The sequence below is a fragment of the Pseudomonas sp. 22085 genome (assembly GCF_052045815.1).
Lineage (GTDB): Bacteria > Pseudomonadota > Gammaproteobacteria > Pseudomonadales > Pseudomonadaceae > Aquipseudomonas > Aquipseudomonas glycinae.
Genome location: NZ_JBQEQA010000005.1, coordinates 97093 through 114349 on the forward strand (window position 1 = coordinate 97093; position 17257 = coordinate 114349).

The 17257-nt window shown below is 62.5% G+C and carries 13 protein-coding genes and 1 tRNA gene; 12 read left to right on the forward strand and 2 right to left on the reverse strand.

The features are described 5' to 3' along the window. The first annotated feature begins 26 nt into the window (after positions 1-26). From ACTJK7_RS07245 to pgaD, 5 genes are all read left to right on the forward strand, one after another. Positions 27-1532 (forward strand): YdgA family protein, encoded by a 1506-nt coding sequence (locus ACTJK7_RS07245; protein WP_440780452.1) that lies wholly within the window; start codon positions 27-29, stop codon positions 1530-1532. A gap of 256 nt (positions 1533-1788) precedes the next feature. After that, positions 1789-4269: a poly-beta-1,6 N-acetyl-D-glucosamine export porin PgaA gene (gene pgaA, locus ACTJK7_RS07250; RefSeq protein WP_440780453.1), complete on the forward strand. Its 2481-nt coding sequence runs from the start codon at positions 1789-1791 to the stop codon at positions 4267-4269. Positions 4270-4281: 12 nt separating this feature from the next. Beyond that, positions 4282-6279: a poly-beta-1,6-N-acetyl-D-glucosamine N-deacetylase PgaB gene (gene pgaB / locus ACTJK7_RS07255; protein WP_323150570.1), complete on the forward strand. Its 1998-nt coding sequence runs from the start codon at positions 4282-4284 to the stop codon at positions 6277-6279. 1 nt (position 6280) lies between these two features. Further along, positions 6281-7636 carry a poly-beta-1,6-N-acetyl-D-glucosamine synthase gene (gene pgaC / locus ACTJK7_RS07260; protein WP_197870248.1) on the forward strand — a complete coding sequence of 452 codons (1356 nt, stop codon included), beginning with the start codon at positions 6281-6283 and terminating at the stop codon, positions 7634-7636. Continuing rightward, positions 7633-8166, forward strand: coding sequence for a poly-beta-1,6-N-acetyl-D-glucosamine biosynthesis protein PgaD (gene pgaD, locus ACTJK7_RS07265; protein WP_440780454.1), 534 nt, complete (start codon positions 7633-7635; stop codon positions 8164-8166). Before pgaC ends, pgaD begins: the two co-directional genes overlap by 4 nt. Here the strand turns inward: pgaD and ACTJK7_RS07270 are convergent. Further along, positions 8159-9688 carry an FAD-dependent oxidoreductase gene (locus ACTJK7_RS07270; RefSeq protein WP_440780456.1) on the reverse strand — a complete coding sequence of 510 codons (1530 nt, stop codon included), beginning with the start codon at positions 9686-9688 and terminating at the stop codon, positions 8159-8161. The two genes, pgaD and ACTJK7_RS07270, sit on opposite strands and share 8 nt — an antisense overlap. A gap of 139 nt (positions 9689-9827) precedes the next feature. Between ACTJK7_RS07270 and ACTJK7_RS07275 the strand changes: the two genes are divergently transcribed. From ACTJK7_RS07275 to ACTJK7_RS07295, 5 genes are all read left to right on the forward strand, one after another. After that, on the forward strand, positions 9828-10388 hold the full coding sequence (locus ACTJK7_RS07275) for a YbhB/YbcL family Raf kinase inhibitor-like protein (RefSeq protein WP_102687455.1): 561 nt from the start codon (positions 9828-9830) through the stop codon (positions 10386-10388). A gap of 87 nt (positions 10389-10475) precedes the next feature. Beyond that, positions 10476-12167, forward strand: coding sequence for a vWA domain-containing protein (locus tag ACTJK7_RS07280; protein WP_440780458.1), 1692 nt, complete (start codon positions 10476-10478; stop codon positions 12165-12167). A gap of 29 nt (positions 12168-12196) precedes the next feature. Further along, positions 12197-12778, forward strand: a complete 582-nt coding sequence (locus ACTJK7_RS07285) for an RNA polymerase sigma factor (RefSeq protein WP_223290703.1) — start codon at positions 12197-12199, stop codon at positions 12776-12778. Next, positions 12775-13389, forward strand: coding sequence for a hypothetical protein (locus tag ACTJK7_RS07290; RefSeq protein WP_064382690.1), 615 nt, complete (start codon positions 12775-12777; stop codon positions 13387-13389). The genes ACTJK7_RS07285 and ACTJK7_RS07290 overlap by 4 nt, the downstream gene beginning before the upstream one ends. Positions 13390-13409: 20 nt before the next feature. Then, entirely contained in the window at positions 13410-13679 is a 270-nt protein-coding gene (locus ACTJK7_RS07295; RefSeq protein ID WP_223290656.1) for a hypothetical protein, read from the forward strand. A 67-nt stretch (positions 13680-13746) separates the two neighbouring features. On the opposite strand, the gene ACTJK7_RS07300 is transcribed toward ACTJK7_RS07295, so the two are convergent. Further along, positions 13747-13823 (reverse strand) — tRNA-Arg (locus tag ACTJK7_RS07300). 443 nt (positions 13824-14266) lie between these two features. Between ACTJK7_RS07300 and gabD the strand changes: the two genes are divergently transcribed. Next, positions 14267-15709 (forward strand): NADP-dependent succinate-semialdehyde dehydrogenase, encoded by a 1443-nt coding sequence (gene gabD, locus ACTJK7_RS07305; RefSeq protein WP_064382691.1) that lies wholly within the window; start codon positions 14267-14269, stop codon positions 15707-15709. Positions 15710-15895: 186 nt separating this feature from the next. Continuing rightward, positions 15896-17173 carry a 4-aminobutyrate--2-oxoglutarate transaminase gene (gene gabT / locus ACTJK7_RS07310; protein ID WP_007957613.1) on the forward strand — a complete coding sequence of 426 codons (1278 nt, stop codon included), beginning with the start codon at positions 15896-15898 and terminating at the stop codon, positions 17171-17173. Positions 17174-17257: the final 84 nt, after the last annotated feature.

Consider the following 17257-nt stretch of genomic DNA (forward strand, 5'->3'; position numbering starts at 1 on the left):
AGCCACGGAAATCGATCAGGTCATTCATGAATAAATCAGCAGGCGTGCTTCTCGGAATTGTTGTGGCCATTGGCGCCATCAGCGTAGGCGGGGCCTGGTACACCGGCACCAAAATCGAAGGCGTGCTGAACAATGCCGTCGCCAATGCCAACAGCGAGTTGCAGACCGCCATGGCCGGCTCCAACGGCAGTGCATCGCTGGAGCTGGTGTCGCTGGAGCGCAACACCTTCAGCAGCACCGCGCACTATCGCCTAAAGGGCGAGGGTGAAATGTTCGGCGAAGCACCGGTCGAGCTGCTGTTCGTCGACCACATCGAACACGGCCCGCTGCCGTTCTCGCGTCTGGTGTCGCTGAAATGGCTGCCGGTCATGGCCACCAGTCACTTCGAGCTGGAAAAGACCCCGATCACCGAAAAATGGTTTGCCGCCACCAAGGGCGCCGCGCCGCTCAAAGGCGTGGTCAACATCGGCTACGACCAGTCCACCACCGGCAACCTCGAACTGCTGCCACTGGAAACTGCGCTGGATGACAAGTCGAAGCTGAAGTTTTCCGGCCTGAACATGGACATTTCCGCCAGCGCCCAGGCCCAGAAGGTCAAGGCCGACGGCTACATGGACAGCCTGCACCTGACCACGGTCGCCGAAGACCAGACGCCGGTGCAGATCGAACTCAATGGCCTGACCCTGGCCAGCAATCTCGCCAAGAGCACTTACGGCTACTACACCGGCGAAAACACCCTGGAACTGACCAGCAGCAAGACCACCTTCGGCGCCAAGCAGTCGGTGCTGGGTGTGAAGAACTTCGAAATGAAGAACCGTACCGAAGAGAACGGCAGCAACGCCTCCGGCCGTGCCGACTACAAGGTCGCTGAAGTGACCCTCAACGACAAGAAGATCGGATCGGCCAATCTGGCCATGAGCCTGAAAAACCTCGACATTCCGTCGGCCATGTCGCTGATGCAGATCTACCAGACCAAGCTGCAGCCTTACGAGAAAGCCGCCGCCGAAGCTGCCGCCGCCGGCCAGCCGGCACCGGAGCTGAACCTGACCGAGGCCGAGTCCACCCAGGTCAAGGCCGACCTGCAGAAACTGCTGGCGGCCGGGCCGCAATTGGCGCTGGAAGACTTGTCGCTGAAAACCGCCAACGGCGAAAGCAGGGCGAATCTGGTGCTCGACCTGACCAAACCTGCGTCGATGGACCTGCCACCGGATCAATTGGGCAAACAGTTGATCGCGCTGCTGGACATCAATGTGCTGGTGTCCAAGCCGATGCTGGTCGATCTGCTCAGTGTGCAGGCGCAAATCGATGGTCAGACCGATGCCAAGGCCATCGTTGACCAGGCCAGCGCGGGTGCCGACATGTTCGCCGGCATGGCCGTCGGTTCGCAGCTGGCGACCCTGGATGGCACCAACGTTGTCACCAAGCTGCATTACGCCGCCAATCAGGTGGAATTCAACGGCCAGAAGATGACCGTCGAGCAGTTCGTGGGCTTCCTGATGAGCAAGTTCGGCAGTATCGAACAGCCTCAGTAAACGCCCCGCGCTTCACCGAAACGCCCGGCCTCTGCACCCGCAGACGCCGGGCGTTTTGCTGCCTGGCATCCGGCTGAACGGTTAGCCGGGGCCCGTCATCGTCACGAATCTGAACAATTATTGTGTTCTGAATATTGATCTGCACATGCGTGCAAGACTGCTTGGATAGCTTGGCCAGGTGAGTCGATCTGGCCTTCGTTACGAATTTGGCAAAGGGGGCACTGCTACCCGGCTGGCCATGTAAGGATGCTGACGAATGCCGCGTATTGATGGTCCTGTATTACATCGTGGTTTACGCCCATTGTTTCGAGTCGCGTTGTGCAGCCAGTTGCTCTGGCCCGTGCTCGCGTTCGGCGACACAGCCTACGATCAAATGGTGCTCGACGCCCGGGCCGGGCATTACACCCCTGCTTTGACGGTGCTGCGTCAGGTGCCTGCGGCCCAGGCCACCACCGGGCAGGTCAGCGATCACCTGCAAATCGCCGGTTGGGCGGGGCTCGACGCCGAAGTGGTTCAGGTCTACGAAGCTCAGGGCCGCAACCGGGTGCTACCCGTTCAGGCGCTGACCGCCACCGCCCGGGCCTATCGCAACCTCAAGCGCTGGGATCAGGCGATCCAGGTCTACAACAAGGCTCTGGCGCTGGAGCCGGACAACGCCGACCTGCAACTCGGTCTGGCGCTGACCCAGGCCGACTCCAGCAAGCCCGACGAAGGGGTGATCCGCGCCCGCTCCCTGGTCGCCGCCAAACCCGATGACCCTTCCCGCCGACTGGCGCTGGGCTACGCCCTGAATCGCGCCGGCAAGCCCTACGACGCGCTGTTCGAATACGACCAGGCCTTTATTCGCGCCGGCAACAAACCGGAAGTGGCCCGCGAATACGTGGTCGCCCTGCAAAAGGCGCGTCTGCCGGAGCCGGCGCTGCGTCTTGCCAGACAGCGTCCGGGGTTGATCGATCCCGTCACCTTGCGGCGTCTGGAAGGCGATCTGGCCGCCGAACGCGTGCGACTCGCCGAACTGGCCACCCGCAGTGAAAAAGAACGCTACGTGATCGCCGACCGCGCCCTGGCCGACTACGACCAGTTGCTCGCCACCTGGACCCCGGACGCCAGCGCCCACGACGACGTGACCCGCTGGCGCATCGACCGCATGGGCGCACTCAAGGCCCGGGCGCGTACCGCCGAAGTGATAAGCGAATACCAGAAGCTGCAAGGTGAAGGCGTAAAGATCCCGACCTACGCCCAGCGCTGGGTGGCGGCGTCCTATCTGGATCAGCGCCAGCCGGAAATTGCCACCGATCTTTACCGTCAGGTACTGGCGGCACCGGACGCCGATGTCGGCGACCGACTCGAAGACACCACGGCGCTGTATTACTCGCTGCTGGAAAGCGACCGTGCCGAAGAGGCACGCAAGGTCGCCGAAGATCAGGCCAAGGCGCAGAAGCCGCGTGTCGAACTCAAGGGCTTGCCGATCGGCAACCCCAACGACGAATGGATGGACGCCCAGCAACTGGCGGCACAGGCCGGCACCTATGGCTCCGACCTGCCTCACGGCGAAGAGCGCTTGCAGACTCTGGTGGATCAGGCACCGGGCAACATCGGCCTGCGCCTGGCCCAGGCCGATCTGTACCTGGCCCGCAACTGGCCGCGCCGCGCGGAAAGCCAGCTCAAGGAAACCGAGAGCACCGCACCGCGCGACATGGGCCTGGAAGTGGCGCAGGCCCGTACCGCGATGGACTTGCAGGAATGGCGGCAAATGGATGCGCTGACCGATGATGTGGTGGCGCGCTTCCCCGACAACCGTCAGGTCCAGCGTCTGGCCCGCGAGCGCGAAGTGCACCACATGTCCGAGCTGCGCGTCGAGGCCTATGGCGGCAAGGCCAACGGTGGCAGCGGTGGCGATGCCGGTGCGGTCTCCGGCAGCCGCGATTTCGGCATCCAGACCACCCTTTACAGCCCGCCGATCGATGAGGACTGGCGAGTGTTCGCCGGAGCCGGATACGCCACTGGCGATTTCGCCGAAGGCACCGGCCACCACCGTTTCCAGCGTGTCGGTCTGGAGCGTCGTACCCGCGACATGACCCTTGAAGCCGAGGTGTCGAACCATTCCTATGGTTTCGGCGACAAGCAGGGCGCTCGCCTGGCGATTGCCCGCGACATCGACGATCACTGGCAATACGGCGGCAGCCTTGAATACCTCTCGGCCGAGACCCCGCTGCGGGCATTGAACAGCGACATCAAGGCCAACGGCGGCAGCGGTTTCATTCGCTGGCGTGCCAACGAGAGCCGCGAGTGGCGGCTGGCGGTCAGCCCGTCGCACTTCAGCGACGGCAACAACCGCGTCGAAGCCTTGCTGACCGGCAAAGAGGGCGTCTACAGCGCGCCGAACCTGCAAGTCGATGCGGGCCTGGAAGTGGGCACCAGCCACAACTCCAAGTCCGATGACGTGCCGTACTTCAACCCGAAGTCGGACTTCAGCGTCATGCCGCTGCTCAACGTCAATCACGTGCTGTACCACCGCTACGAAACGGTCTGGAGCCAGCAATTCCAGGCCGGCGCGGGTACCTACAGCCAGCGTGACCACGGCACCGGCGGCATGGCCTTGCTCGGTTACGGCCAGCGCTACGCCTGGAACGATGTGTTCGAGGTGGGCGGTTTGTTCAGCGTGATCAACCGGCCCTACGACGGTGACCGGGAAACCGATCTGCGTCTGCTCGTCGACCTCACTTTCCGCTTCTAGAAGAGTTTGAAGATGCCTTTGATTTCGCGTTTCATCCTTCTGCTGGGAGTGCTGCTGGTCAGCGCCTGCGCCCAGCAAGCCCCGGCCTTCGTGCCGCCGTCCGAGCGACCGGTGGCAGCCAATGAAAAGCCCTGGCCGAAAAACCACGTGCTGGGCATTGCCTACCACGACGTCGAAGACCGTGATCCCGATCAGGCGGTGGTGGCGGTGCGCACCGAGCGGCTGCTCGAACAGCTCGCCTGGCTGCGGGAAAACAACTACCAACCGGTGACGGTCGACCAGATCATGGCCGCGCGCAAGGGCGGGCCGGAACTGCCGCCCAAGGCGATCCTGCTCAGTTTCGACGACGGTTACTCAAGCTTCTACACACGTGTGCTGCCGGTGTTGCGCGCCTACAACTGGCATGCGCTGCTGGCGCCGGTCGGCACCTGGATCGATACGCCGCTGAACCAACCGGTGGACTTCGCTGGCACGCCGCGTCCGCGCTCGGACTTCCTGACCTGGGCTCAGGTGCGGGAAATCTCGCAATCGGGCCTGGTGGAAATCGCCGCCCACACCGACGCCAGCCACAAAGGCATCCTCGCCAACCCGCAAGGCAACCTGCAGCCGGCGGCCGCGACCCGACGCTACGATCCAGTGAGCAAACGCTACGAATCCGAAGCCGATTTCCAGGCGCGGATCCGCGCCGACGTGCAGGCGATCTCGGAGAAGATCCGCAAGAACACCGGGAAGAAACCGCGCGTCTGGGTCTGGCCTTACGGCACGGCGGACGGCACGTCGCTGACCGTGGTGAGTGAGGAAGGCTATGAAATGGCCCTGACCCTCGATGACGGCCTCGATGCTCTCGACAACCTGATGAGCGGGCCGCGTTTCCTGGTGGCTTCCGACCCTGACGGCGAGCACTTCGCCAACAGCGTAGTCGGCGTGCAATCGGATTTCACCATGCGCGTGGTGCACGTGGATCTGGACAACGTCTACGACCCGGACCCGGCGCAGCAGGAAATCAACCTCGGCAAACTGATCCAGCGCATGGCCGACATGGGCGCCAATACCGTGTTCCTGCAAGCCTTCGCCGATCCGAAGGGCGATGGCCTGGTGCATTCGCTGTACTTCCCCAACCGTCATCTGCCGATGCGCGCCGACCTGTTCGACCGTGTCGCCTGGCAATTGCGCACCCGGGCTCACGTGAAGGTCTTTGCCTGGATGCCGGTGCTGAGTTTCGAGCTGGATTCGAAGCTGCCACGGGTGACGCGCTGGGATCCGAAGACGGGTACGAGCGCTGTCGACCCGGATCAATACAAACGCCTGTCGCCGTTCGATCCCGAAGTGCGGCGGATCATCGGCGAGATCTACGAAGACGTGGCACGCCTGACTTCGGTCGACGGTGTCCTCTACCACGATGATGCGGTGCTTTCGGACTTCGAAGACGCCGGCCCTCAGGCGCTGAAGACCTATGTCGCCAACGGCTTGCCGGGCTCGATCGCCGCTCTGCGTGACGATCCAGCGGCGATGCAGCGCTGGACGCGCTTCAAGAGCCGCTACCTGATCGACTTCACCAACGAACTCACCGCCAAGGTGCGCGCGATTCGTGGCCCGCAGGTGCTCACCGCGCGCAACATCTTCGCCGAGCCGGTGCTCAATCCGCACAGCGAAGCGTGGTTTGCGCAGAACCTCGACGACTTCCTCGGGACTTACGACTGGACGGCGCCGATGGCCATGCCGCTCATGGAAAAACAGACCTATGCGCAGTCCGGCCTGTGGCTCGAAGAACTGGTGGCGAAGATCAAACAGCGCCCCGGCGCGCTGGATCGCACGGTGTTCGAACTGCAGGCCCGGGACTGGACGAAAAAGGACCAGGCCGACATCGACGGCGCGCAACTGGCCGACTGGATGAGCCGCCTCAAACGTCAGGGCGCCACCAGCTTTGGCTACTACCCGGACAACTTTCTCGAGAACCTGCCGGACCTGAAAACGGTGCGGCCTGCGCTCTCAAACAAATGGAACCCATGACATGCTGGATAGATTGCTGGCCCTGCTTGTTCTGGCGCTCGTCCTCGGCGTTCCGCTGGGGCTGATCTTCCTGGTCACCGGGCAATTTCTGATGGACTTCGTGTTCTTCTACCCGCTGTTCATGTCCGGGTTGTGGATTTCCGGTGGTCTGTATTTCTGGCTGCACTGGGAACGGCACTGGCCGTGGAAGGACGACACCCTGCCGCCACCGCTGGAAGGCGAACCGCTGATTTCGATCCTGATCCCTTGCTACAACGAGGGCGACAACGCCGCCGACACCATCCACGCGGCGCTGGCGCAGCACTACCCGAACATCGAAGTCATCGCGATCAACGACGGCTCCAGGGACAACACCGCCGAAGTGCTGGATGCGCTGGCCAAGGAAGACCCGCGGCTGCGCGTGCTGCACCTGGCGGAAAACCAGGGCAAGGCCGTGGCCCTGCGCATGGGCGCCATCGCGGCGCGCAGCGAATATCTGGTGTGCATCGACGGTGATGCGCTGCTGGCGCCGAATACCGCCGCTTACCTCGTCGCGCCGATGCTCGACAACGCACGACTGGGTGCGGTGACCGGCAACCCGCGGATCCGCACGCGCTCGACCCTGGTCGGGCGGGTTCAGGTCGGCGAGTTCTCGTCGATCATCGGGCTGATCAAACGCACCCAGCGGGTGTTCGGGCGGATCTTCACCGTGTCGGGGGTGATCGTCGCGTTCCGCCGTACGGCGCTGAACCGGGTCGGCTACTGGAGCCCGGACATGATCACCGAAGACATCGACATCAGCTGGAAGCTGCAACTGGATCACTGGAGCATTTTCTACGAGCCCCGTGCCCTGTGCTGGATCCTGATGCCGGAAACCCTGCGCGGTCTGTGGAAACAGCGCCTGCGCTGGGCTCAGGGCGGCGCCGAGGTGCTGTTCAAGAACATTCGCGGGATCTGGCAGTACCGTCACCGTTACCTGTGGCCGCTGCTGTTCGAATACTGCCTGTCGACCGGCTGGGCGTTCACGTTCCTGTTGTCGGTGATCTTCTGGGCCGTCGGCAAGTTCGTGGTCATGCCTGAGGCGATTGCCGTCGATCACCTGATGCCGCCAGCCTTCACCGGTTTGCTGCTGGCCTTTGTCTGCCTGGTGCAGTTCGCGGTCAGCATCGTCATCGACCGGCGTTATGAGCCGGGCCTGGGCAGGACCATGTTCTGGGTGGTGTGGTATCCGATCGCGTTCTGGCTCGTCAGCCTGCTGACCACGCTGGTCAGTTTCCCCAAAGTCTTGTTCGGCCAACACCAGAAACGTGCGCGCTGGGTCAGTCCCGACCGGGGTATCAAGCCGCTCGGGGACGATGAAGAGGAGGTTATCAAATGAAAATCATCCGGACCCGGCAACGACCGTTTCTGGTGCTGCTCGATGCGTTCTTCACTGTGCTGGCGTGGATCGGCCTGCTGTATCTGCTGGTACGCGGTCTGTGGCCGCTGATTGATACTCACGAAGGTGGGCCACGCCTCGACAACCCGGCGTTCCAAGCCCTCGGCACCTTGCAGATTTATCTGTGGGTGGCGGTGGTCAACGCGGTGATCCTGATCGGCTGGGCGCGCTATCAGCAACGCAAGAGCCGAAGCTACGCCCAGCGCCGCTTGCCCTCCCCGGTAGTCGACGATGAGGGACTGAGCCGCAGCTTCAAACTGAATGACGACCGCTTTCAGAAGCTGCGCGGGCCGGGCGTGATGACCATCCACAACGATCAGGACGGCGATGTCAGTCATGTGGTGCCGCATCTGTGGCCGGCTCAGCCGCAAGAGCTGCCGCCACCGCTGGCGCCGCTGGAGCGTCCTCGGGTGATCTTCCTGGGCGCCGAGGACGACGACAACCGCGAGCCGTTGAACCGGATCACCTGACGGCGCGAATCAGCCGCCAGGCTTCATCCATCGGCAGTGGTTGTTTCATGCGTTCGGCCAGCAGCGCCATCGCCCGCTCCTGCTCACAGGCGATCGCCGCCACCACCACGCCCTTGCTCCCGAACAGCCCGATAAACGGCGGCTGTTCGGGTTCGCCGATAAATTCGACTTCGTCCCACCGCTCGGCGTGACCGAGGTAGTCGTAGTTACGGCCGAAATGCCAGGTCCAGAAATACGGCACATCGAGGTAATGCTCATCGCCACCGAGCAGGTTGGCGGCGGCGATCCGCGCGTGCTGCTGGGCCAGGCGCCAGTGCTCGATACGCTGCGCCTGGCCGTTCAACGGGAAGGTGGCGATATCGCCAATGGCCCACAGGCTCTCGGTGACGCGCAGGCTGGCATCGACCAACAGTGATTGATCGTTCTCGCGCGGCAGATCGCCGAACACTTCGGTGGCCGGGTGCACGCCGATTCCCGCCAACACCAGATCCGCCGACAGGCGCAGGCCATTGTCGAGCAACACCGCCTCGACCTTGCCGTCGCCGGTGATCTCCCTGGCTTCGTGATCGATGATGAATTTCACGCCGTTGTCTTCGTGCAGTGCCCGGATCGCCTTGCCGACGGCTTCTCCGAACTGCGCCGCGAACGGAATTGCGTGACGCGCCAGCACCGTCACCTCTAGACCGTGCTGGCGCAGGGCCGAAGCGCATTCAAGGGCAATGAAGCTGTCACCGATGATCACCGCGCGCTGTCCCGGTTGAGCAGCGTCCATGATGGATTGCGCCTGGGCTTTTGAGCGCAGGACAAACACCTGGGGCAGGTCGGCGCCGGGTAGTTCCAGCGCGTTGGGCGTTGCGCCGGTGGCCAGCACCGCCGCGTCGTAATGCAGTGTGCGGCCATCGCTCAGGTGAAGAGTCTTGGCTTCGGTATCGAGCCCGCTGACCTCGCCTGAAACCCGGTTGATGTGCTGCTCGCGGTAAAAGACCTCATCGCGCAGCGGCGGGGTTTCCGCCGACGGCATTTCCCCGGACAGCACGAATTTGCTCAGCACCGTTCGGTCGTAGCCGGCGTCCGGCTCGCGGTCGATCAGCACGATCCGCCCGCCGAAGCCTTTTTCCCGCAGGGCGGCAGCGCAGGCCGTTCCCCCGGCACCGGCGCCGACGATGACAAAGGTGCGCGGATCGTCCTGCGGCGGGGTGTGCGGATCCGGCAGCGGCTGGTCATCGACCCACACCTCTTCGCCGCGCAGTTCCAGCGGATAGCGCTTGAGGCTGTCCAGCGCCGGAGGCTCGCACAAGGCGCCATCCTCGGCGCGAAAAGCTGCCTTGTGCCACGGGCAGATCAGTCGGTCGTGGCACAACGCGCCTTCCGCCAGCGGCGCACCGGCGTGCGGGCATTGCCCCTGAAAGGCGCGCAATTGGCCGGCAACGCGCAGCAGAACAATCTTGCAGTCGCCGATCTTTACCTCCAGGCCACGGTCTTCAGGCACATCGGCGAAACGGGCGACACGGTGCAGGGTCATGGTCGTGCTCCTCACAGGCATTTCTCTTACGAGTTTGGGCCGCATTGCGAGGTTCAGCCATTTGCCACTGCCACGGCACGAACGGTACGGCTATAGTTTGCAGGCCGACGAAGGCCCAACTGCACAAGGTGCTCCCGGAATGACCCGATTGACCTCTCTCAACCCTTGGCTGGCGGCCGTTGCCGTCGCCCTTTGCGTGCAGTTTCCGGCGCAGGCCCAGGAGCGTTTCACCCTCAGCATTCCCGGCGTGTCGGATAACCGTCTGTTCACCTCGGCGGCGGCCAGCGATGCGGCCGGTTGCGGCGGCAAGAACCAGTCGCCGGCCCTGAGCTGGAATGCCGGCCCCAGCGGAACCCTGAGCTACGCCATCGTCATGCACGATCCGGACGGCCAGAAAGGCTCGGGCGTCGATCACTGGATTCACTACGGGATCAAGGCCACGACCCGGCAGATTCCGGCCGGCGTCGGCGCCAAATCGGCCCTCGAAGGCGTCGGTGGCACCAACAGCAAAGGCACCACCAGCTACATCGGCCCATGCCCACCGGTGGGCGACAGCGCGCACCACTACATCATCCAGATCTACGCTCTGGATCTGGCTCCGGACGCCTTGCCTGCCGGCCTGACCCGCGCCCAGCTGATGGAAAAAATCAAAGGCCACGTGTTGCGCAACAGCAGTGCGGTGCGGCGTTATCACCGCTGAAAAAATTTTGGCGAGGTTTAACCCGAACTGACAGGGCTGCCCGTCTCAGGGGATGAATGGATCAATTCATCCCCGAGGTCAGCCCCCATGTCCCTTCCTTCCACGCTTCTGTGCCCCCTTGCTGCCAGTGTGTTGCTGGTGGTTGCCGGTTGCGGTGTTTCTTCCAGCCCGGAAACCACCGTCGCGCCGCCTCCGGCGCAGACCGAGCTGAAATCCTCCGTGCAGTCCGAAGCGATCATGGCCGATAGCGCGATGGCCAAACGCAGTGTACGGGCAGCGCCGATCGCCAGTTTTGCACCGCTGCCGGCCGCTGAAAGTTATCCACAAGGCTATCGCGACGAGCAGCGCGAGCAGTACGCCAAGCTGGCCGACAACCCGATCCACAGCGTCGCCGAAACTCCTGTCTCGACCTTCAGTGCCGACGTCGACACCGGCGCTTACGCCAATGTGCGGAGGCTGCTCAACCAGGGTCGCCTGCCGCCGGAGGGCGCGGTGCGGCTGGAAGAGATGGTCAATTACTTTCCCTACGATTATGCGCTGCCGAGCGATGGCTCGCCCTTCGGCGTGACGACCGAACTGGCTGCCTCACCGTGGAACCCGCACACCCGCTTGCTGCGTATCGGCATCAAGGCGTCCGACCGCGCGGTGGCGGAACTGGCCCCGGCCAATCTGGTGTTTCTGGTGGATGTATCGGGCTCGATGGACCGCCCCGAAGGCTTGCCACGGGTCAAAAGCACCCTGAAGTTGCTGGTCGATCAATTGCGCGAGCAGGATCGGGTATCGCTGGTGGTGTATGCCGGCGAATCCAGAGTGGTGCTGGAGCCGACTTCCGGACGGGAAAAGGCGAAAATTCGCACAGCCATCGAGCAATTGACCGCCGGTGGCTCGACTGCGGGCGCTTCAGGCATCGAACTGGCTTACCAGATGGCGCAGCAGGCGTTCATCCCCAAAGGCATCAACCGCATCCTGTTGGCCACCGACGGTGACTTCAACGTCGGCATCAGCGACTTCGATAGCCTGAAACAAATGGCTGTGGATAAACGCAAGACCGGGATTTCCCTGACCACCCTGGGTTTCGGTGTGGATAACTACAATGAACACCTGATGGAACAACTGGCCGATGCCGGTGACGGCAACTACGCCTACATCGACAACCTGCGCGAAGCGCGCAAGGTGCTGGTGGATCAACTCGGTTCGACCCTCGCCGTGGTGGCGAAAAACGTCAAGTTGCAGGTCGAGTTCAACCCGGCGCAGGTCAGCGAGTACCGGCTGCTCGGTTACGAGAACCGCGCGTTGAAGCGTGAGGATTTCAGCAATGACAAGGTCGATGCCGGTGAAATCGGTGCAGGCCATACGGTGACGGCGTTGTATGAAATTGTCCCGACAGGCGAGAAGGGCTGGCTGGAACCGCTGCGTTACGGAAAAACCGATGCAGTGGTTTCCGAGAAGAAAGGAGAATTGGCCATGCTGCGTGTGCGATATCAAAGGCCTGAGGGTGGGAAAAGTCTGCTGATCGAGCGGCCGATTGCCAGTCAGGTTGCACCGGCCAGTGAAGACCTGCGCTTTGCTGCCGCCGTCGCCGCGTTTTCCCAGCAACTCAAGGACGGTCGCTACACCGGCGATTTCAGCCTCAAGGACACCGAAGCCCTGGCCCGCGGTGCCCGTGGCGATGACCGCTTCGGCCTGCGCAACGAGTTCGTGCAGCTGGTGGAACTTGCGCAGAGCCTGCGTACCTCCACTGCCTCCAACGGAATGTCCACTGAGCGACGGATTGAATAGTGAGCCGCCTCAAAGGCTTTATCACACAGCTGTTTGCTTCCGCCGACAGCCTTGAGGCCAGCAGCGACGAATCGCTGCTGGCCCGTTATCGCGAGGGTGACGGCAAGGCGTTCGAGATCCTGTACGCCCGCCATCGGCAGAGTCTTTACCGGTTTCTGCTCGGTTTGAGCGGCAAACCGGAACTGGCCGACGAGGTTTTCCAGGAGACCTGGCTGAGCCTGATCCGCAGTAGCAGTCAGCCACAAGGCCGGGCGACCTTTCGTACGTGGTTGTTCCAGATTGCCCGCAATCGCCTGATTGACCACTGGCGCAAGCACGGAGCCCGACAACCGCTGCATGACAGCTACGACGAGCAATTCCACGCCGTCAGCGACGACGCCTCCGATCCCGAACAACTGCTCAACCTCAGCCGCGACAGCCAGCGCCTGGAGAGCGCCCTGCAATCCTTGCCCGCCGACCAGCGCGAAGTGTTCCTGCTGCGCGCCCACGGCGACCTCGACCTGGCGCAAATCGCCAGCCTCACCGGAACACCGCTGGATACCGTCAAGAGCCGCTTGCGCTACGCCCAGCAAAAACTGCGTCGGCTGCTGGCCGAGGAGGTACTGACATGACGGACGCCCGCCCGACACCCGAAGAGCAATTGCTCAAGCACGTGCGCGAACAGCACAACGCCGAGCCGCCGGCGCATCTCGATGCGCTGATCCTCAACGCCGCCCGTCATGAAACCCCGGCACCACGGCAGAGCCTGTGGCAACGCTGGCTCAAGGCCTGCCAGCAACCGCGCTATCAGGTGGCTTTTGCCAGTCTGGTCGGCATCGCGCTGATGCTGTCGCTGGTGCAACGCGTGCCGGAGCCCGTTGCTCAATACGATTTCGCCCCTGCTGCCAAACCGGCCGCGCCTGTGGTCCGTCAGGAGGCCCGATCATTGTCGGCGCCCGCCGGCGCGCTTTCCGCGCCTGCACCCGCAATGGCTCCCGCGCCAATGGCGGAAATGGCTGCACCGATGCAGAGCGAATCGATCAGCGCCGACACGGCGGACGACGCCAAGGTCAGCAAGCGCGCCGCCGCCCCGGTCAACGGTCTTGACGCGCAACTGCGTGAAGTCCTGCGCCTGCGCGAGTCCGGCCAGTCGCAAGCGGCCGACAGCCTGTTCAACAACTTGCACAAGCGCTATCCGAACGTGAATCTCGATCTGCGACTGGAAAAAATCCGCAAGAACTGACCGTATCAGCCATCCGCCATTTGGCATTGACCCGCAAAAACGCGCACTATCGGGTCATTGCCGATGCGCTGGAGGATGCCGTGGCCCAAAAAATCGACCGCATCGCCCAAATGCTCAACTGCCCGGTGAAGGGGGAGGAACTGCGGCGGGCAGTGACGGAGAGTCGTAAGGAGTTTCTTCTGGCCAAGCAGGCCGAAGAGGATCTGGAGGAAGGCGTTCTCGATGATGAGTTGATCGAGGACGAAGAAGACGATGATGAATATGACGAGTTTGACTGGACGACGGAGTGAGTCGCCAGTCGGCAGCCACAAAAAAGCCCCGGACCATCACAGTCCGGGGCTTTCTCGTTTAAATCAATGGCGCACCAGGCGGGATTCGAACCCACGACCCCTGCCTTCGGAGGGCAGTACTCTATCCAGCTGAGCTACTGGTGCAGCGGGCGACATCATACCTAGGTCGGCTCGGGGCGTCCATGCCGGGTTTTGGCGTGGATTGTCAGTGCAAGTGTCGGTTGAAAAGCACTGCATTCCATAAAGCTGTAACGTCCTGCAAAAGGCTCGCTTGGCGCTTTTGAGAGGCTGTTCTATGGTTTCCCTGCGACCCGAGCTGTTGGTACGTTGATCTGAAATGTTCCGCAATTGCGGCGTTTTTGTTCTTTTTTTCGAACGCCCTATTGTCCTTCAACCCCTTTGAACCTAGGATTCGTTTGAGATTTCAAACGCTCCTTATCCAGGTGCTGAGCCGCACGCGTTTTGAGTCGTGCGCTATTGATGTGCCAGCCCGGTGAATGATTTCCCTGACGGCAGCCTTGCGAGGCGCCTTTCTACAATCATAATTTTGCTCCGCGCCTTGCGCGGTGCTGTTAAGGAAAGCCGACATGCAGCTTAAAGACACCCAGTTGTTCCGCCAGCAAGCCTTCATCGATGGCGCATGGGTCGACGCGGACAACGGTCAGACGATCAAGGTCAACAACCCGGCCACCGGCGAGATTCTGGGCACCGTGCCGAAGATGGGCGCAGCCGAAACCCGCCGTGCCATCGAAGCCGCCGACAAGGCGTTGCCGGCCTGGCGTGCACTGACCGCCAAGGAGCGTGCAGGCAAGCTGCGTCGCTGGTTCGAACTGATGATCGAGCACCAGGACGACCTCGCTCGCCTGATGACCCTCGAGCAGGGCAAGCCACTGGCCGAAGCCAAGGGCGAAATCGTTTACGCCGCTTCGTTCATCGAGTGGTTCGCCGAAGAAGCCAAGCGCATCTACGGCGACGTGATTCCGGGCCACCAGCCGGACAAGCGCCTGATCGTGATCAAGCAACCGATCGGCGTTACCGCTGCCATCACCCCGTGGAACTTCCCGGCGGCGATGATCACTCGTAAAGCAGGTCCGGCGCTGGCCGCCGGTTGCACCATGGTGCTCAAGCCTGCTTCGCAAACCCCGTTCTCTGCATTTGCCTTGGCCGAACTGGCCCAGCGCGCCGGCATCCCTAAAGGCGTGTTCAGCGTGGTGTCCGGCAGCGCCGGCGACATCGGCAGCGAGCTGACCAGCAACCCGATCGTGCGCAAACTGTCCTTCACCGGCTCGACCGAAATCGGCCGTCAGCTGATGTCGGAATGCGCCAAGGACATCAAGAAAGTCTCCCTGGAACTGGGCGGCAACGCCCCATTCATCGTGTTCGACGACGCGGACCTGGATAAGGCCGTCGAAGGCGCGATCATTTCCAAGTACCGCAACAACGGCCAGACCTGCGTCTGCGCCAACCGTCTGTACATTCAGGATTCGGTCTACGACGCGTTCGCCGAGAAGCTGAAAGTGGCAGTCGCCAAGCTGAAGATCGGCAACGGTCTGGAAGAAGGCACCACCACGGGTCCGCTGATCGACGAGAAAGCCGTGGCCAAGGTGCAAGAGCATATCGCTGACGCGGTGAGCAAAGGCGCAACCGTTCTGGCCGGCGGCAAGCCGATGGAAGGCAACTTCTTCGAGCCGACCATCCTGACCAACGTGCCGAAAGACGCTGCCGTGGCCAAGGAAGAAACCTTCGGTCCGCTGGCGCCGCTGTTCCGCTTCAAAGACGAAGCCGACGTGATCGCGATGTCGAACGACACCGAGTTCGGTCTGGCCTCGTACTTCTACGCTCGCGACCTGGGCCGTGTGTTCCGTGTGGCTGAAGCCCTGGAATACGGCATGGTCGGCGTCAACACCGGGCTGATCTCCAACGAAGTCGCGCCGTTCGGCGGCATCAAGGCCTCGGGCCTGGGCCGTGAAGGCTCCAAGTACGGCATCGAAGATTACCTGGAAATCAAATACCTCTGCCTGGGCATCTAAGCCTCGGTAGAAGATCGCTGTAAACGCAAAGGGCACGAGAGCGCTGTCCCTTTGCGTCGTTTCAAACCGGAATTTTCTCTGCGGCCGGGAACGCCGTGGCAGTCGATCATCGCATGCTGCCACCGCCGATTCCTCCCGCTTTATCCTTGAACCACGCCGCCCGATGAGCGGCGAATGAGGACTGTAATGAGCAAGACTAACGCTGAACTGATGGCCCGTCGTACCGCAGCTGTTCCACGGGGTGTTGGCCAGATTCACCCGATCTTCGCCGAGTCCGCGAAGAACGCGACCGTAACCGACGTTGAAGGGCGTGAATTCATTGACTTCGCTGGCGGTATCGCTGTACTGAACACCGGCCACGTGCACCCGAAAATCATCGCCGCCGTGACCGAGCAGTTGAACAAGCTGACTCACACCTGCTTCCAGGTTCTGGCTTATGAGCCGTACGTTGAGCTGTGCGAGAAAATCAACGCTCGCGTACCGGGCGACTTCGCCAAGAAAACCCTGCTGGTGACCACCGGTTCCGAAGCCGTTGAAAACGCCGTGAAGATCGCTCGTGCCGCCACTGGCCGCGCTGGCGTGATCGCCTTCACCGGCGCTTACCACGGTCGCACCATGATGACCCTGGGCCTGACCGGTAAAGTCGTGCCTTACTCGGCCGGCATGGGCCTGATGCCAGGCGGCATCTTCCGCGCGCTGTACCCGAACGAACTGCACGGCGTGAGCATCGACGACTCGATCGCTTCCATCGAACGCATCTTCAAGAACGACGCAGAGCCGAAAGACATCGCCGCGATCATCATCGAGCCTGTGCAGGGTGAAGGTGGTTTCTACGTCGCACCGAAAGAATTCATGAAGCGCCTGCGCGCTCTTTGCGACCAGCACGGCATTCTGCTGATCGCTGACGAAGTGCAGACCGGCGCTGGCCGTACCGGCACGTTCTTCGCCATGGAACAGATGGGCGTTGCTGCCGACCTGACCACCTTCGCCAAATCCATCGCTGGCGGCTTCCCGCTGGCCGGTGTGTGCGGCAAGGCCGAATACATGGACGCCATCGCGCCAGGCGGCCTGGGCGGCACCTACGCCGGTAGCCCGATCGCTTGCGCCGCGGCCCTGGCCGTGATGGAAGTGTTCGAAGAAGAAAAACTGCTGGACCGCTGCAAGGCTGTCGGCGAGCGTCTGGTCACCGGCCTGAAAGCCATCCAGGCCAAGTACCCGGTGATCGGTGAAGTCCGTGCCCTGGGCGCGATGATTGCCGTCGAGCTGTTCGAAAACGGCGACAGCCACAAGCCAAACCCGACCGCCGTCGCGGCTGTCGTGGCCAAGGCGCGTGACAAGGGCCTGATCCTGCTGTCCTGCGGCACCTACGGCAACGTGCTGCGCGTCCTGGTACCGCTGACCTCGCCGGACGAGCAACTGGACAAAGGTCTGGCGATCATCGAAGAGTGCTTCTCGGAGCTGTAATCCGTAGCACCGTGTGATCGGATCGACAAAAAACCCGCTTCGGCGGGTTTTTTCATGCCCGGGAAACACCTGCGCGGTTTTCAG

What these genes read in the sequence shown, in the direction of transcription:
- ACTJK7_RS07245 (WP_440780452.1), top strand. Translation starts at nt 27, where the DNA reads ATGAATAAATCAGCAGGCGTGCTTCTCGGAATTGTTGTGGCCATTGGC.
- pgaA (WP_440780453.1), top strand. Translation starts at nt 1,789, where the DNA reads ATGCCGCGTATTGATGGTCCTGTATTACATCGTGGTTTACGCCCATTG.
- pgaB (WP_323150570.1), top strand. Translation starts at nt 4,282, where the DNA reads ATGCCTTTGATTTCGCGTTTCATCCTTCTGCTGGGAGTGCTGCTGGTC.
- pgaC (WP_197870248.1), top strand. Translation starts at nt 6,281, where the DNA reads ATGCTGGATAGATTGCTGGCCCTGCTTGTTCTGGCGCTCGTCCTCGGC.
- pgaD (WP_440780454.1), top strand. Translation starts at nt 7,633, where the DNA reads ATGAAAATCATCCGGACCCGGCAACGACCGTTTCTGGTGCTGCTCGAT.
- ACTJK7_RS07270 (WP_440780456.1), bottom strand. Translation starts at nt 9,688, where the DNA reads ATGACCCTGCACCGTGTCGCCCGTTTCGCCGATGTGCCTGAAGACCGT.
- ACTJK7_RS07275 (WP_102687455.1), top strand. Translation starts at nt 9,828, where the DNA reads ATGACCCGATTGACCTCTCTCAACCCTTGGCTGGCGGCCGTTGCCGTC.
- ACTJK7_RS07280 (WP_440780458.1), top strand. Translation starts at nt 10,476, where the DNA reads ATGTCCCTTCCTTCCACGCTTCTGTGCCCCCTTGCTGCCAGTGTGTTG.
- ACTJK7_RS07290 (WP_064382690.1), top strand. Translation starts at nt 12,775, where the DNA reads ATGACGGACGCCCGCCCGACACCCGAAGAGCAATTGCTCAAGCACGTG.
- gabD (WP_064382691.1), top strand. Translation starts at nt 14,267, where the DNA reads ATGCAGCTTAAAGACACCCAGTTGTTCCGCCAGCAAGCCTTCATCGAT.
- gabT (WP_007957613.1), top strand. Translation starts at nt 15,896, where the DNA reads ATGAGCAAGACTAACGCTGAACTGATGGCCCGTCGTACCGCAGCTGTT.